This is a genomic window from Sediminicola luteus, from assembly GCF_002514735.1.
Classification (GTDB): domain Bacteria; phylum Bacteroidota; class Bacteroidia; order Flavobacteriales; family Flavobacteriaceae; genus HQA918.
Genome location: NZ_NBWU01000001.1, coordinates 1,051,617 through 1,066,186 on the forward strand (window position 1 = coordinate 1,051,617; position 14,570 = coordinate 1,066,186).

The following is a 14,570-nucleotide window of genomic DNA, read 5'->3' on the forward strand; positions in this document are numbered from 1 at the left end:
TTCCCCGGTATCGTCATAATTAGAACCGCTGGCGTTATTTTTAGGTCTTATGTCCTATTATTTTTGTGCGGACGTTTTCATCTGGGCCTGTTTATAGGTATTTTAAAGGCTTAGATGTAATCCGCTTAAAAAACTTATGTCGCCATAGCCATATCTTTTTGGGCGTATTTCATAGCAAATGAAGGGTTACCATATATCCAGACATAATTCATTTTATACTATTGGCCTGAATTACAAAAAGGCCGATGCCGAGATTCGGGGGCAGTTCAGTCTATCCGAAACGGCCATAGATGCCTTGTTGACCGAGGCCCATCGTATGGGTATCGATGGCTTGTTGGTAACTTCGACCTGTAACCGTACCGAGTTACACGGTTTTGCCCAGCATCCGTTCCAGTTGATTAAATTGCTCTGCGCCCATTCCAATGGTAGTGTAGAAGATTTCCAGGAAGTCGCTTATGTGTACAAAAACAACGATGCCATCAATCATTTGTTCCGTGTGGGTACCGGACTCGATAGTCAGATTTTAGGTGATTTCGAAATCATTAGTCAGCTAAAACAGTCTTTTACCCGTTCCAAAAAACACGGCTTGGCCAATCCGTTTTTAGAGCGTTTGGTGAATTCGGTGATCCAGGCCAGTAAGCGTATTAAAAATGAGACCGAGATTTCCTCTGGGGCCACCTCGGTAAGTTTTGCCTCGGTACAATACATTTTGAAGAATGTAGATGCCGTGGCCGAAAAGGATATCCTCTTGTTCGGTACCGGAAAGATCGGCCGAAACACTTGTGAAAACCTGATAAAGCATACCAAGAATCCGAATATCACCTTGATTAACCGTACCAAGGAAAAAGCAGAAAAGGTGGCCGGAAAGTTCAATCTTTCCGTTAAGGATTATGGCGACCTGCAAAGCGAAATCCGTAATTCAGATATATTGGTCGTGGCCACAGGGGCCCAACAGCCTACGGTTTCCAAAGCCATTCTACATCCCAAAAAGCCTTTACTGATTTTGGATCTATCCATTCCTAAAAACGTATCGGACGATGTGGCCGAATTAGAGGGGGTTACCTTGGTACATATGGATCAATTGTCTAAAATGACCGATGAGACCCTGGCCCGTCGCAAGTCGTTTATCCCACAGGCCGAAGCCATCAATGCCGAGATCATAGCCGAATTTACCCAGTGGTTAGAAACCCGGAAATTCGCCCCGGTAATCAAGGCACTAAAACAAAAATTGACCACCCTAAAGGCCGAGGAACTGGACTTTCAGTCGAAAAAACTGAACGATTTCAACGAACACCAGGCCGAGGTTATCTCGAACCGTTTGATACAAAAGATAACCACCCAATTCGCCAACCACCTCAAGGGCAACGGAAACGATGCCGACGCCAGTTTGGAACTTATCCAGCAGGTTTTCCAGTTAGAAATAGAAAAACGATGAGCAAGACCATACGCATAGGCACCCGCGACAGCGAGTTGGCCTTATGGCAAGCACATACCGTTCAAGGCCGTTTACAGGCCTTGGGCTATGCTACCGAATTGATGCCCGTAAAATCGCAAGGCGATATTATTCTCGATAAACCCCTTTATGAACTGGGTATTACCGGGATTTTCACCAAGACCCTCGATATTGCCATGATCCAAGGGCAAATCGATATCGCTGTACATTCCATGAAAGACGTACCCACAGCCTTGCCAAAAGGCATTATACAGGGTGCTGTTCTGGAGCGGGCCCGTACGGCCGATATTTTAGTGCACAAAGGCTTAGGGTTTTTAAACGGAGACGGTACCATTGCCACCGGAAGTCTAAGGCGAAAGGCCCAATGGTTGCACCGTTACCCTGGCCATAAGGTTGAAGACTTACGTGGCAATGTGAACACCCGTATGCGTAAATTGGAGGAAAACGATTGGAACGGAGCCATTTTCGCCGCTGCCGGTCTAGAGCGTATCGATCTACTCCCAGAAAATTACGAGACCTTGGATTGGATGGTTCCTGCACCCGCGCAAGGGGCCATGGTAGTGGCCGTAAATGAAGCCGACGGCTATGCCAGAAAAGCGGTGGCACAACTGAACCATAGCGATACGGAAATCTGTACCCAGATCGAACGCGAATTCTTGAGGGAATTGGAAGGAGGTTGTACCGCACCCATTGGCGCTTTGGCCACGGTTAATGGAGATCAGATCCATTTTACCGGGGTACTCTTTTCCTTGGATGGCACCCAAAAAGTGGGAATCGAAAAGCAAATTAAACACCACGAAGCCACTGGATTTGGAAAGGCCTGTGCTCAAGAAGTATTGACCCAAGGGGGTAAAGCCCTTATGACGGAGATTAAAAAGACCTTGAATACTTAATATTTCCGCTCCCCTCTCCCTGTGGGAGAGGGGCCGGGGGTGAGGGCAAGCATGCGATATAGAACCCAAATAGCAAGAAAGTTAAGGCAAGAACAAACCCAAGCTGAGCAACACCTTTGGGAATACCTACGCAACCGGAATTTTAGAGGACTTAAATTCCGAAGACAACATCCTTTAAAACAATATATCGTAGATTTCTTTTGCCATTCCCATGGCATTATAATTGAATTGGATGGTGGATATCATAAAAGGGGCGATGTGGCAAAACAAGATTATGCCCGCGACTTCCATTTAGAAGAATTAGGATATAAGGTTTTGCGATATAGGAACCATATGGTGTATAACGAACCCCACCATATTCTAAACGATTTGAAAAGAGCGGTAAGGCAGCAAAAAAAATATGCGCAACATAAAAAGCAAACCACCCTCACCCCTAACCCCTCTCCCGGAGGTAGAGGGGAATCGGAGATCATTCTCTCAACCAAAACCCTTTCCCAATCGGATCGGGAACGGCTGCTTCAGGCTGGGGTACGTTTGGTCAGCTATGATGCCATTAGCATTTCACCCCTTGATTTTCAGTCCGCCAAGGTAATACCCCATGCGATCGTGACCAGCAAGAATGCAGCCCGATTGGTGTTAGAAAAAGGTATCCAAGTGGGAAACTGGTACTGTGTGGGTGATAAAACCCAATCCTTTTTAGCCAAAAAAGGGCAACAAGTGGTAGAAAAAGCCCAAAATGCATTCGATTTGGCCCAACGGATCATAAAGGGCTATCATCAAAATAAGTTGGTGTTCTTTTGCGGACAAAGTCGGCGTGATGAATTGCCAAACGAATTGAAAAAGGCCCATATTCCGTTCGAGGAAATCGTAGTATATCGCACACAATTGATACCCAAAAAATTCAACCAAACGTTCTACGGCATATTGTTTTACAGTCCATCCGGAGTACGTTCTTTTACTACAAAAAACAAGCTGGAAAGCCCTACCTTTGCCTTTTGCATTGGCCAGACCACGGCCCAAGAGGCAAAAAAATATACCGATAAGATTATTGTAGCCAAACAGTCCACGGTATCCCATACCGTAGCCAGTACGGCCCAACATATTAGAAATACGAGTACATGGAACTAAAGAATGACCTTTTTTTACGTGCCCTAAAGGGTGAAACGGTAGAGCGACCACCGGTATGGATGATGCGCCAAGCCGGGCGTTACTTGCCCGAGTTTATGGAATTGAAACATAAATACGACTTCTTTACCCGTTGCCAAACCCCAGAGCTGGCTTCCGAGATTACGGTACAGCCCATTCGTAGGTACGGCATGGATGCTGCTATTTTGTTCAGCGATATTTTGGTCATTCCGCAAGCCATGAACATAGAAGTTGAAATGAAACCCAATTTTGGACCCTATTTACCCAACCCCATCCGTTCCCAGGCCGATGTAGACCGTATTCAGGAAGTTGATATCGACGCCACTTTGGGCTATGTGATGGATGCCATAGACATGACCAAAGAAAAATTGGCAGGGGAAGTGCCTTTGATCGGCTTTGCCGGATCGCCATGGACTATCTTGTGCTACTGTGTACAAGGCCAAGGTTCCAAAAATTTCGATAAGGCCAAGGAGTTCTGTTTTACCCAACCACTGGCCGCCCATGCCTTGCTGCAAAAAATTACCGATACCACCATTGCCTATCTAAAGCAAAAAGTGGCCCACGGGGTAAATGCCGTACAGGTTTTTGATAGTTGGGGCGGCATGTTATCGCCCACCGATTATACCGAATTTTCTTGGCAGTACATCAACCAGATCGTAGAGGCCTTGGCCGATGAGACCGAGGTTATCGTATTCGGTAAAGGTTGCTGGTTCGCTTTGGGCGATATGGCCAAAAGTAGGGCGTCTGCCCTTGGGGTAGACTGGACCTGCTCCCCTAAAAACGCCCGTTATTTGACCGGTGGCAATATTACCCTTCAAGGTAATTTTGATCCTACCCGATTATTATCACCACCCGCTACCATTAAAAAAATGGTAAAAGAAATGATCGACGCTTTTGGCAAGGACAAGTATATCGTGAATTTAGGTCACGGTATCTTACCCCATGTACCTATCGAAAACGCGGGGGCCTTTATTGAGGCCGTAAAGGAATACGGCCAATAACACGGTTGCAATTTTGGCAAACCCTTTTGGCATCATAGAACGCTACGACCGCCAGTTCGAATACGCTGGCGTCTTGTTCCAATTGGTTATTGCCTACAAGTATTTTCAGTTGTGGTCGGCCCCACAACCCCATCAGGCCGAAATCATACTCTCCATGGCCCTGCTCATGATATTTGAGTTCGTTATGGTACATTCCGGGGTGTTTATGGCGGTAATGCCCAAAAAGTGGTGCCTGTTCGTCTTTATACCATTTTACGGGGTGTTCGCTTTGGTGTTTACCTTGGCGATTCCGAACAACTATATCATTTTGGTCGCCTATTTGTTGGTGGTCATCAATCGGATGCGTTTCGCATTTTCCGATGTGCCCCGTGCCCTTAGAATACGTACCATTATCATGTCGGTTGCCGCTGCTCTAGTCTATTTTGTGCTTATTTTTGTGGTGCTGATGGCCTCGAACCTTATTCCGGAATTAGGGCTCACCCCATCGTTCTTAACATCATCAGGATATAACGATATGGAAAAAGGTTCGGGCGAATTTGTAGACTATCCGCATCTCACCCTGTGCTTTGGGGCCCTGTATTATACCCTTTCCGCCTTGGTGGAATTCAAATTGATGCGGACTGATTTTTCGAAAAAATTCAATACATTCTGACCTGACAGGTTTTCGAAACCTGTAAGGTCTCATGCCAAATGATAAATGATGTTACCATGGATTTTTTGGAAAAAGGGTTTTGTTACCATATTTACAACCGAGGCATTAATGGTTGTAACATTTTCTCTGAACCAGAGAACAAAACGTATTTTTTAAAATTGGCGAACAAACATTTGCAGGGTAAATGTAAATGGTTCGCCTACGCTTTACTTGATAACCACTTCCATTTTGCCATAGAAATAGTTGGTGATGGTCGAATGGTTACCCAAGCCTTATCCAATCTATTCAATGCCTATGCCAAGGCGTATAACAAACGTTATCAAAGAACGGGTTCGTTGTTTGAAAGACCATTTAAGCGTAAACGTATTGAAACTGAAGAATACCTTAAAAACCTAATCCTATACATTCATTCGAACCCTGTAAACCACGGACTAGGTATCGATGGCATGGCCATGGATACGTCCTACGGGCACTATTTAATCAATAAGACCGAATCAAATGTGCCAAAACTGGAAAAAGATACCGTTTTCGAGTACTTTGGCGGTCTTGAAAATTTCGTTATGTCGCACAATAATGTAGACCTGACAGGTTTTGAAAACCTTTCAGGTCAAACCCCATCCATAAAAGATCGTTTTTACGATTATATCCAAAACCTTCAAGATCAAATCTGTGCCGGTTTGGAAACCTTGGATGGCCAAGCCCAATTTAAACAAGACCTTTGGGAGCGCCCTGGGGGCGGAGGTGGCCGTACCCGGGTTATCGAAAATGGTGCCGTTTTTGAAAAAGGTGGGGTCAATATTTCTGCCGTACATGGCGCCTTGCCCGAAAGTATGCAAAAGCACTTTGGGGTATCGGAGGCCGATTTTTTTGCCTGCGGACTCAGTTTGGTCATACATCCCAAAAACCCTATGGTGCCTACGGTACATGCCAACTGGCGCTATTTTGAGATGTACGATGCCCAAGGCGATATAGTGGATAGTTGGTTCGGTGGCGGACAAGACCTTACCCCTTATTATCTATTTGAAGAAGATGCCCAACATTTCCACAGCGTATGTAAAACAGCTTGCGATGCGCATAACCCTAGCTTTTACCCAAACTATAAAAAGCGATGCGATGAATACTTTCATAACACCCATAGAAATGAGGCCAGAGGTGTGGGCGGACTCTTTTTCGATTATCTAAAAGCCACGGAAAGCATGCAAATGACCAATTGGTATAATTTTGTAACCGAAGTCGGTGATAGTTTTCTCGAAGCCTATGGCCCAATCGTAGCAAAACGTAAAACGCTCGAATATACGGCTGCCCAACGCGATTGGCAGGAAATTAGACGCGGTCGTTATGTGGAGTTTAACCTCGTGCACGACAAGGGTACCTTGTTCGGTTTACGTACCAATGGCCGTATCGAAAGCATTCTTATGAGTTTACCACCCCATGTACAATGGCACTACAACCATCAACCTGAGCCCGGAAGCCCAGAGGCCGAGTTGTTGTCCGTACTGCAACAACCACGGGAATGGGTATAGTCGTTAAATTGACTATCGATTACTGCCAATTGATTACTACTGCATTGTGAATACGTTTATACGTTGAATCGGAACTTTTATAGTCCTAATAATTTGGGTAGTTACAACATAGCTGTAAAAACCGACTAAGTAGCTGATAGGCTCTATAAATACATGGGTTACGATGAGGGTTTTGGCGGGCTTTTTTGATCTTATTTCAAAAAGCATGACAAAACCCTAGCCCAAACCTTGGCACGAAAGCCCGAATGTGCGAAGATGGATAAAAAAAGCCCTCTCGGGCCTGTCTGGATTCGATAAGTACCATCAAAAAGATAGCCCTGAGGCTATCCTTTGAGTCCAAGGAACAATGATACCACCGTAACGATTACCACCAGAAAGGATATCATACCCAAAAGCACATTATATTTAGCGTTCATGGTTTCCTTTAAACCTCTGATCTCTGAAATTACTTCTCGCATTTCATTACTGATTTTTAAATCGATAATTTCCAATATAGCTGTTTTCTCTTTTTTCGGCAAGTTTTCGATACTTCTGGCAAACTCTGTTGTTTTCATAATGAATGGGTTTAAATTAAACGATCGTTTTGCGAGCTTCACGATCGTTCAAGATTTCATATCAAAAGGAAACGGAATAAAAAAGAGGTCGCACCGCGGCCCTGGTTTATGCCGTAGTCTTTTGATGGGAATATCTTGTGGGCGTACATTGCAAGGACGATTGATTGATTTATAAAGTAGAGTGTACTTTGGCCCGGTGCGTGGGCAAGGCCCTCCGCTGCCCGCGGAGCGACGCCATACACAGTGTGCGAACTTCTGCGATTTCTGACGTGTAGCTTACCCCAACAATTCTTGTATGCGGTCGACCACCCTTTTCGGGCTTATGGTTTCCATTACGCTTTCGTAGCCTTCCGGAAATTTGTTGCCGTATACCGAAGTTGGAATCAAAGGGTACTGTTCCCTATCGGCTGTAATACAATTGTCGGCAGGTTGCCCAAAAGGGGCAAAACCGGCATATGGGTGGGTCACCCCCCATAGGGTAAGGGTAGGCACCCCATATAAGGCCGCCAAATGTGCATTGCCACTATCCATGGCCAACATAAGATCAAGGTTCGAAATCAGATCCAGTTCCGAAGCAAAGTCGAGTTGACCGGCCATACAGATACAATCTTCATGTACTTTGGCCATTTTGGTAAGTTGCGCCACCTCACTTTTACCACCACCGAACAACATAACCTTATAGCCTTTATATTGCGTTAAATCGGACACGATTTCCTTCATTAATGCTAGCGGATACATTTTCCCAGAAAAGGCCGCAAAAGGCGCCACTCCCACCCATTTTTTAGGAGCGTTCCCGATACGCTGCGCCAATTGGGCATTTAGATCGGATTTTGTCAATACATCTGCTTTGCTTAGCTGTACCGGATATCCCAATTGGGCGAAAACGTCTGCATAGCGCTCATGGGTCGTTTTTAACGGGCTAAATATTTTAGACTTGGCACGGGTCAAGGCCTTTTTGGCCACCCTCCCCTTATCGATTTGACGTACCCGAACCCCCGAAAACTTAAAAAACCGAATCAGAATATTAGAACGCAGTACATTATGCAAATCGGCTACGGCATTGATTTTCGCCCTCTGTAACTCCTTAAACAACCGGTACAAACCAGCCACTCCTTTGTGTTTATCCTTTACCTGGGCCACCACCACTTGGGTACGGGGCAAGCCCGAAAAGATAGGGGCCATAAAGGCCTTGGTAAGTACGGTTATACGTATATCTGGATAACGTTTTAAAACGGCTAATAACACCGGAACGGTCATAGCCACATCGCCCATGGCCGACATACGAATGACCAGTATATGCTTTTCAGATGGGGCGCCTTGATCCATTCGGACTATTTACGCTCGCGGAGTACGGGGTTAAGCTCATCGTCGTTGTACATTTTCATCTGTTTGTAGACTTTCATGTACTTCTTCCCGCCTTCTATATCGGTAAGTAATTGATCAATGGCCGTAGAAAGATCTTGGCGTTGCTCTAAAAGCACATCCAATTTCTTTTGGCATTGGGCCGTATGATCAGCAGTGGCATCGGTACGATCTACCTCCTCTTGCATATGATAGATCTTTAAGGCCAAAATGGACAAACGATCGATGGCCCAGGCCGGACTTTCGGTATTAATCGATGCATCCGCAGCCACGGACACGTCTTTATATTTCTGCAAAAAGTAACTGTCGATATACTCTACCAAGTCGGTTCTGTCTTGGTTACTGGCATCGATCTTACGTTTTAAGCTAAGTGCGGCCACGGGATTTATTTCTGGATCACGGATAATATCTTCATAATGCCACTGCACCGTATCTATCCAGTTCTTGCGGTACAATAAATGGGCGACCTCATCTTTGGGGTACGGATTCTCAAAAGCTTGATCGACCGAATCGATTATATGATATTTGGCTATACTTTCCTCAAAAATCCCGAAGGCGAAATCACTGAACATAACTTAAAAATTTAGGCAAAGATACGCCTTTTAACCCATCAAGGTGACCACGGCGACCACAAGTGGAACCACAATAAGCGCCGAAAGTAATATCTCTTTTAAGCGTGGTTTTTGAACCCCATCTATATAGTTCGCCATAAATACCGCAGCCGGGAAAAAAGTAACCATGACCGGGTGCGTCCCAGGGCCCGATTTAAGTACGGTCAATAGCACCCCGAGGATAAAAGAGGCCATTATCAATCGAATACTGACCAAACCGGCGGTACCCGGATCTTTATGGTTAAAGAAGCTGAGGGTAAGGGTGAGTACGGCCACCAAAACCAAAGCGCCAAACTGCACCGTATATAATTGGTCTTGCATAAAACTCCCCACACTGCGCCAGTTAAAACTATAGTGGTCTACATGCCATTGCCCCTCGCGGAACAATAACACGTAGCAGTAGTAGAGCACTACCACGGTAACCAAGGCCGAAAGGGGAACCAACCAATTCCTAAGGTTTTTAGGTTCGTAAAAATAAACGGCCAAAAATACCAATAGCAGGTACAAAACGGCCCAATCGTAGAAAAAGGAAGCTACCAAGATCCATAGGGTAGCATCATAGATCTTCATTCGGTTTTGGCGTAACGATTTCAAGCTCAACAAGCGTCTTTGCGCCAACAATAAGAAAAGGTTGCACCAAACGGCCTTATCGTCCAATAAGGTTCTGGGAAAGACAAAAACCAAGGCGGTAAACCCTAAAATAACAAAGGCATTTGGGCCAGTGAGTTTATTGCGCTCGACAATAAAATTGATAAGCCAGATACTGAAGGCCAAAACCAAAAACAGGGCACTGGTATACCCCCAAACCATCCAATCCGTGGTGGTGGGGCGCAGAAAAATATGGGCCAAAAGCATTAATACGGCCAAACAAGCGAACAGTATCAGGTAATTGAACGGTTTGGTTTTGGCGAAAATGCTTGAAATCATAATTTCTAGACTATTAGATTATAGACCGATACGCTTTACGATTATTAAAATCGCTAATCGGAAGGCAACGAATTGATGTTCTTTTTCAAGCCATTCCATCTTTGATTAGGACACTTTTCCACTTAAACCAATAAGTTTTGGTTACCACTGGACTAATATCACATCTTTATCTTATTTTTGCCGTATAAAGATATGCAAGATGCAACATCTTGACCTAAATTTAGTTTATAAACTTGATTCAGGTTTTCGATTTTGTTTGAATCGCATTACAGCACTAAAATATACTCATGAAAGCATTTTTTGAAGCCATTGCCAGCTTATTTGTAGATTTTCTTTTCATTCCCATGGATTTGCTACGTAATATGGAAAATTGGTGGGGAGCCAATACCCTGAACTGGATTTTTATGATCATTGGCGCCGTAGCCATGGTGTATTGGTTGGGTGAGTTGAAAAAATATAATGATAGTGGGGAAGAGGAACGCGATATTATCGCGCATCCGTACCTCGGTAGTGACAAGGATACTACCTTGAAGGTTTAATACCCGCCCACCCTATTAAAAAAGCCCTTTTTGGATGAACCAAAAGGGCTTTTTTAGTTTGGGATATTCAGTATGTCTATAAATCGAATCCGAGGTCTTTGCGATAGTACATGCCCTCGAAGCCAATTTTAGAAATCTCTGTATACGATTTAATCAAAGCCGATTTAAAGTCGTTTCCATAGGCGGTTACGGCCAAAACCCTGCCGCCATTGGTCAGCACTTTATCTCCTTCAGACATGGTTCCGGCATGGAAAACGATGGCATCCTCAACCTCTTGGATTCCTTTTATTTCCTTCCCTTTTTCATAAGCTTCCGGATAACCACCCGATACCGCCATTACCGTAGTTGCCGCCCGGGGATCGATCTGTAGGTCGATATCGGCCAAACGCTTTTCGGCCACGGCCTGTAATAGGTCAACAAAATCGTTTTGTATGCGCGGGATTACCACTTCCGTCTCCGGATCTCCCATACGAACGTTATATTCGATTACCTTAGGTTCGCCATCTACATTGATCAGTCCGATAAAGATAAAGCCACAGTAGGGCAAATTATCGCTTTTAAGGCCGTTTACGGTAGGTTTAACGATACGCTCTACCACTTTGTCCATAAACTCGCCTTGGGCGAAGGGAACGGGCGAAATGGCCCCCATACCGCCTGTATTGAGTCCGGTATCGCCTTCACCGATACGTTTGTAGTCTTTGGCCGTGGGTAATACTTTATACCCTTCACCATCGGTAAGGACGAAACAGCTGAGCTCAACCCCGCTCAAAAACTCTTCGATGACCACGGTCTGGCTGGCCGCTCCGAATTTGGCCTGGGTAAGCATGGCCTCGAGTTCAGCTTTGGCCGTACTAAGATCATCTAAGATCAATACCCCTTTTCCGGCGGCCAGTCCGTCTGCTTTTAACACATAGGGTGGCGCCAAGGTTTCCAAAAACTGTTTGCCCGCCTCCAAGGTTTCGGCTGTAAAGCTTTGGTAGGCTGCGGTAGGAATACTGTGGCGGGCCATAAACCTTTTGGAGAAGTCTTTACTACCTTCTAGGGTGGCCGCGGCTTTTTGCGGACCGATTACGGGAATATGTTTTAATTCATCATCTCCCAAAAAGAAATCGTGAACACCATTCACCAAAGGGTCTTCTGGCCCGACCAAGACCAAATCGATTTGGTTTTCCACTACGGCCGACTTAATCGCAACAAAGTCGTTTACACCCATGGGAAGGTTGGTCGCTATGGCAGCTGTACCGGCATTTCCGGGGGCCACGAAAAGAGAGTTGAGTTTGGGGCTTTGGGCAATTTTCCAAGCCAAGGTGTGTTCTCTACCCCCTGAACCTAGTATTAAGATGTTCATCTGATATGGTTTTCGGCAAAAATAGGGGAGTTCGGTTGAATGGCAAATGGTAAACGAAAAATGAACCCTCAAAAGGCATAAAAAACCCTGAGGTTTTTAAGCCCCAGGGTTCTATATCAGTGGTCAGGTATTCCTATTTTCTATTTCTATCGGCAAAATCGCGATGTGCCGTACGCTTAAGATCTTCTTGTGAAAGGGTTTTAAAATATTCAAAAGTCTTGCGCATACCTTCTTCCCTACCAACCTTGGGTTCCCATCCCAGTAACTCTTTGGCCTTACTAATATCGGGCTGTCGTTGCATTGGATCATCTTTAGGTAAGTCTTTATAGATTACTTTCTGGGTGGTTCCGGTTAGTTTTATAATCTCTTCTGCAAAATCCCTAATCGTAATTTCATGCGGATTACCGATGTTAACAGGTAAATCGTAATCACTCAGTAACAAGCGGTAAATTCCCTCTACTTGATCATCGACATAACAAAACGAACGGGTTTGGGACCCGTCTCCGAAAACCGTCAAATCCTCGCCCCGTAAGGCCTGCCCCATAAAGGCCGGAATTACACGACCGTCGTTCAGGCGCATTCGCGGCCCATAGGTATTAAAAATACGTACTATACGCGTTTCAAGACTATGAAAACGGTTATAGGCCATGGTAATGGATTCTTGAAACCTCTTAGCTTCGTCATATACCCCGCGCGGACCTATGGTGTTTACGTTACCATAGTATTCTTCGGTCTGTGGATGTACCAAGGGATCACCATATACCTCAGAGGTTGATGCAATCAATAATCTGGCTCCTTTTTCTTTGGCCAAACCCAACAAATTATGGGTACCCAAAGCCCCTACCTTTAAGGTCTGTATGGGAATTTTCAAGTAATCGATCGGACTGGCAGGAGAAGCGAAATGAAGAATATAATCCAATTTACCCGGTACATGCACAAAAGTGGTAACATCGTGGTGATAATATTCGAATTGTTCTAATTTGAACAAATGTTCGATATTCTTAAGGTCGCCGGTAATCAGGTTATCCATACCGATAACATGATAACCTTCTTTTATAAATCGGTCGCAAAGGTGTGACCCCAGAAAGCCGGCCGCACCGGTGATTAGGATTTTTTTCAAAATATTCAGCTTTGACGAAGTAAAGTTAGGTTTTTCAATGTTTAATAGGCCTTTTCTTCGCCTTTAATGGCATTTAAAACGGTTTGAAGGATAATCTTCAAATCTAAAAAAAGAGACCAGTTTTCCACATAAAAAATATCGAATTTGACTCGGTTCATGATATCAGATTCCTTTTCTATTTCTCCGCGATACCCTCTAACCTGGGCCAGTCCGGTAATACCGGGCTTTACGAAATGGCGTAACATATACTTGTCTACCCGGTTGGCGTATTCATTGGTATGTTTTACCATATGGGGCCTAGGACCAACAACCGACATGGACCCAAACAAAACATTATAAAACTGGGGAAGTTCATCTATACTTGTTCTTCGAATAATGCGGCCCACCTTAGTTACCCTCATATCGCCTTTGGTGGCTTGGGCTTCGTCGGCATTATCATTCGGCGCCATGGAACGGAATTTGTAGCAATAAAACTCTGAATTGTCCAGACCATTCCTTTTTTGCCTAAAAAAAATGGGGCCTTTGGATTCTATACGAATGATTAAAGCTAAAAGAGGTGTTAACCAAGACAATAACCCAACAATGACCAATGCCGCGAATACTATATCAAAAAACCGCTTAATCCCATAATTAATAGTATCATGTAAGGGAATTTCCCTAAGGGATAAAACCGGAATGTAATCGTAATATTCAAACTTAAGTTTCTTGGCAAAGATGTTTTTATTATCCGGTATGAATTTTAGGGTTTTCAGATTGTTATCGGCAAAGTTGATGAGTTTCACTATTTGTTCATTAGACAATTCCGAAACGGAACAATATATCTCATCAATCTGTTTATCCATGACATAACGAAATACGTTATCGAGGCTAAAACCGTAATCATTTGGACAATATCGTTTTTGGTTTTTATAACCATACTCTACCCGTTCATTAAATACATGGATCAACTGGTCGGTTTTTTTGTTTTTTCCGATAACGACCACCTTAGTGGCATTATCGTGAAGCCTACTCCTGTATTTTTGCATGATAACATAGTGTAGGAACTTAAATGTGGAAATAGTTATTAATGAATAGGCTAAAAATTGGGCTAAAGCTAATCGGCTAATATTTGGCTGTTTAAAAAAACCTATAAAGGCATAAAGGAATAGAAAGAAAAAAATAAACTGAATAAACAGTTTCCGTAGTATTTTTGCCACTTTTGTATATGGCTTAACCATGTAATATTCATTTCTAAAAGAAATTACCATCCATGACAAAACAATATAGGGAAGAAATAAATAAGGATAATTGAACCCTATGGGCAAATAAAAAGCAAACACCCATAATATGGTAATATCTAATATTGGTAAAAACGGGATTTTTTTCAGACTAAAACTCTCTCTTAATAACATTTCATTTTGTCACAATCAAAGGCCAAGCCCAAAAATAAACAATAATAATA

General features: G+C 44.0%; 14 protein-coding genes. 7 read left to right on the plus strand and 7 right to left on the minus strand.

Annotated elements, in window-relative coordinates; translation table 11 throughout:
* Nucleotides 1–178: 178 nt before the first annotated feature.
* From hemA to hemF, 6 genes are all read left to right on the plus strand, one after another.
* On the plus strand, nucleotides 179–1,435 hold the full coding sequence (gene hemA / locus B7P33_RS11240; protein WP_097442057.1) for a glutamyl-tRNA reductase: 1,257 nt from the start codon (nucleotides 179–181) through the stop codon (nucleotides 1,433–1,435).
* Nucleotides 1,432–2,346: a hydroxymethylbilane synthase gene (gene hemC / locus B7P33_RS11245; RefSeq protein WP_097442058.1), complete on the plus strand. Its 915-nt coding sequence runs from the start codon at nucleotides 1,432–1,434 to the stop codon at nucleotides 2,344–2,346. The genes hemA and hemC overlap by 4 nt, the downstream gene beginning before the upstream one ends.
* Nucleotides 2,347–2,397: 51 nt before the next feature.
* The gene (locus B7P33_RS11250) at nucleotides 2,398–3,474 is read left to right on the plus strand and encodes a DUF559 domain-containing protein (RefSeq protein ID WP_097442059.1); all 1,077 of its coding nucleotides are present in this window, start codon (nucleotides 2,398–2,400) and stop codon (nucleotides 3,472–3,474) included.
* Nucleotides 3,465–4,493, plus strand: a complete 1,029-nt coding sequence (gene hemE / locus B7P33_RS11255; protein WP_097442060.1) for a uroporphyrinogen decarboxylase — start codon at nucleotides 3,465–3,467, stop codon at nucleotides 4,491–4,493. Before B7P33_RS11250 ends, hemE begins: the two co-directional genes overlap by 10 nt.
* 13 nt (nucleotides 4,494–4,506) lie before the next feature.
* Nucleotides 4,507–5,145, plus strand: coding sequence for a hypothetical protein (locus tag B7P33_RS11260; protein WP_097442061.1), 639 nt, complete (start codon nucleotides 4,507–4,509; stop codon nucleotides 5,143–5,145).
* A 620-nt stretch (nucleotides 5,146–5,765) separates the two neighbouring features.
* On the plus strand, nucleotides 5,766–6,668 hold the full coding sequence (gene hemF, locus B7P33_RS11265; protein ID WP_097442320.1) for an oxygen-dependent coproporphyrinogen oxidase: 903 nt from the start codon (nucleotides 5,766–5,768) through the stop codon (nucleotides 6,666–6,668).
* Between the two features lie 323 nt (nucleotides 6,669–6,991).
* Here the strand turns inward: hemF and B7P33_RS11270 are convergent, their stop codons facing one another.
* From B7P33_RS11270 to B7P33_RS11285, 4 genes are all read right to left on the minus strand, one after another.
* Nucleotides 6,992–7,222, minus strand: a complete 231-nt coding sequence (locus B7P33_RS11270; protein WP_141402456.1) for a hypothetical protein — start codon at nucleotides 7,220–7,222, stop codon at nucleotides 6,992–6,994.
* 276 nt (nucleotides 7,223–7,498) lie between these two features.
* A complete protein-coding gene (locus B7P33_RS11275) occupies nucleotides 7,499–8,548 on the minus strand; it encodes a glycosyltransferase family 9 protein (protein ID WP_245871759.1) in 1,050 nt (349 codons plus the stop codon).
* Nucleotides 8,549–8,553: 5 nt separating this feature from the next.
* Nucleotides 8,554–9,156: a DUF4254 domain-containing protein gene (locus B7P33_RS11280; RefSeq protein ID WP_097442063.1), complete on the minus strand. Its 603-nt coding sequence runs from the start codon at nucleotides 9,154–9,156 to the stop codon at nucleotides 8,554–8,556.
* Between the two features lie 30 nt (nucleotides 9,157–9,186).
* A complete protein-coding gene (locus tag B7P33_RS11285; protein WP_097442064.1) occupies nucleotides 9,187–10,122 on the minus strand; it encodes a hypothetical protein in 936 nt (311 codons plus the stop codon).
* Nucleotides 10,123–10,409: 287 nt separating this feature from the next.
* Between B7P33_RS11285 and B7P33_RS11290 the strand changes: the two genes are divergently transcribed.
* Nucleotides 10,410–10,661: a DUF6341 family protein gene (locus tag B7P33_RS11290; protein ID WP_097442065.1), complete on the plus strand. Its 252-nt coding sequence runs from the start codon at nucleotides 10,410–10,412 to the stop codon at nucleotides 10,659–10,661.
* Between the two features lie 76 nt (nucleotides 10,662–10,737).
* Here B7P33_RS11290 and purD read toward each other — a convergent pair whose 3' ends face one another.
* The 3 genes from purD to B7P33_RS11305 form a co-directional block, all read right to left on the minus strand.
* The gene (gene purD / locus B7P33_RS11295) at nucleotides 10,738–12,009 is read right to left on the minus strand and encodes a phosphoribosylamine--glycine ligase (protein WP_097442066.1); all 1,272 of its coding nucleotides are present in this window, start codon (nucleotides 12,007–12,009) and stop codon (nucleotides 10,738–10,740) included.
* A 133-nt stretch (nucleotides 12,010–12,142) separates the two neighbouring features.
* On the minus strand, nucleotides 12,143–13,129 hold the full coding sequence (locus B7P33_RS11300; protein WP_172435924.1) for a UDP-glucuronic acid decarboxylase family protein: 987 nt from the start codon (nucleotides 13,127–13,129) through the stop codon (nucleotides 12,143–12,145).
* 41 nt (nucleotides 13,130–13,170) lie between these two features.
* Complete coding sequence (locus B7P33_RS11305) at nucleotides 13,171–14,520, minus strand: undecaprenyl-phosphate glucose phosphotransferase (protein ID WP_097442068.1); 1,350 nt, start codon at nucleotides 14,518–14,520, stop codon at nucleotides 13,171–13,173.
* Nucleotides 14,521–14,570: the final 50 nt, after the last annotated feature.

Excerpts from the sequence above, each read along its gene's own strand:
- hemA (WP_097442057.1), top strand. The coding sequence starts at position 179 with ATGAAGGGTTACCATATATCCAGACATAATTCATTTTATACTATTGGC.
- hemC (WP_097442058.1), top strand. The coding sequence starts at position 1,432 with ATGAGCAAGACCATACGCATAGGCACCCGCGACAGCGAGTTGGCCTTA.
- B7P33_RS11250 (WP_097442059.1), top strand. The coding sequence starts at position 2,398 with ATGCGATATAGAACCCAAATAGCAAGAAAGTTAAGGCAAGAACAAACC.
- hemE (WP_097442060.1), top strand. The coding sequence starts at position 3,465 with ATGGAACTAAAGAATGACCTTTTTTTACGTGCCCTAAAGGGTGAAACG.
- B7P33_RS11270 (WP_141402456.1), bottom strand. The coding sequence starts at position 7,222 with ATGAAAACAACAGAGTTTGCCAGAAGTATCGAAAACTTGCCGAAAAAA.
- B7P33_RS11275 (WP_245871759.1), bottom strand. The coding sequence starts at position 8,548 with ATGGATCAAGGCGCCCCATCTGAAAAGCATATACTGGTCATTCGTATG.
- B7P33_RS11280 (WP_097442063.1), bottom strand. The coding sequence starts at position 9,156 with ATGTTCAGTGATTTCGCCTTCGGGATTTTTGAGGAAAGTATAGCCAAA.
- B7P33_RS11285 (WP_097442064.1), bottom strand. The coding sequence starts at position 10,122 with ATGATTTCAAGCATTTTCGCCAAAACCAAACCGTTCAATTACCTGATA.
- B7P33_RS11290 (WP_097442065.1), top strand. The coding sequence starts at position 10,410 with ATGAAAGCATTTTTTGAAGCCATTGCCAGCTTATTTGTAGATTTTCTT.
- purD (WP_097442066.1), bottom strand. The coding sequence starts at position 12,009 with ATGAACATCTTAATACTAGGTTCAGGGGGTAGAGAACACACCTTGGCT.
- B7P33_RS11305 (WP_097442068.1), bottom strand. The coding sequence starts at position 14,520 with ATGTTATTAAGAGAGAGTTTTAGTCTGAAAAAAATCCCGTTTTTACCA.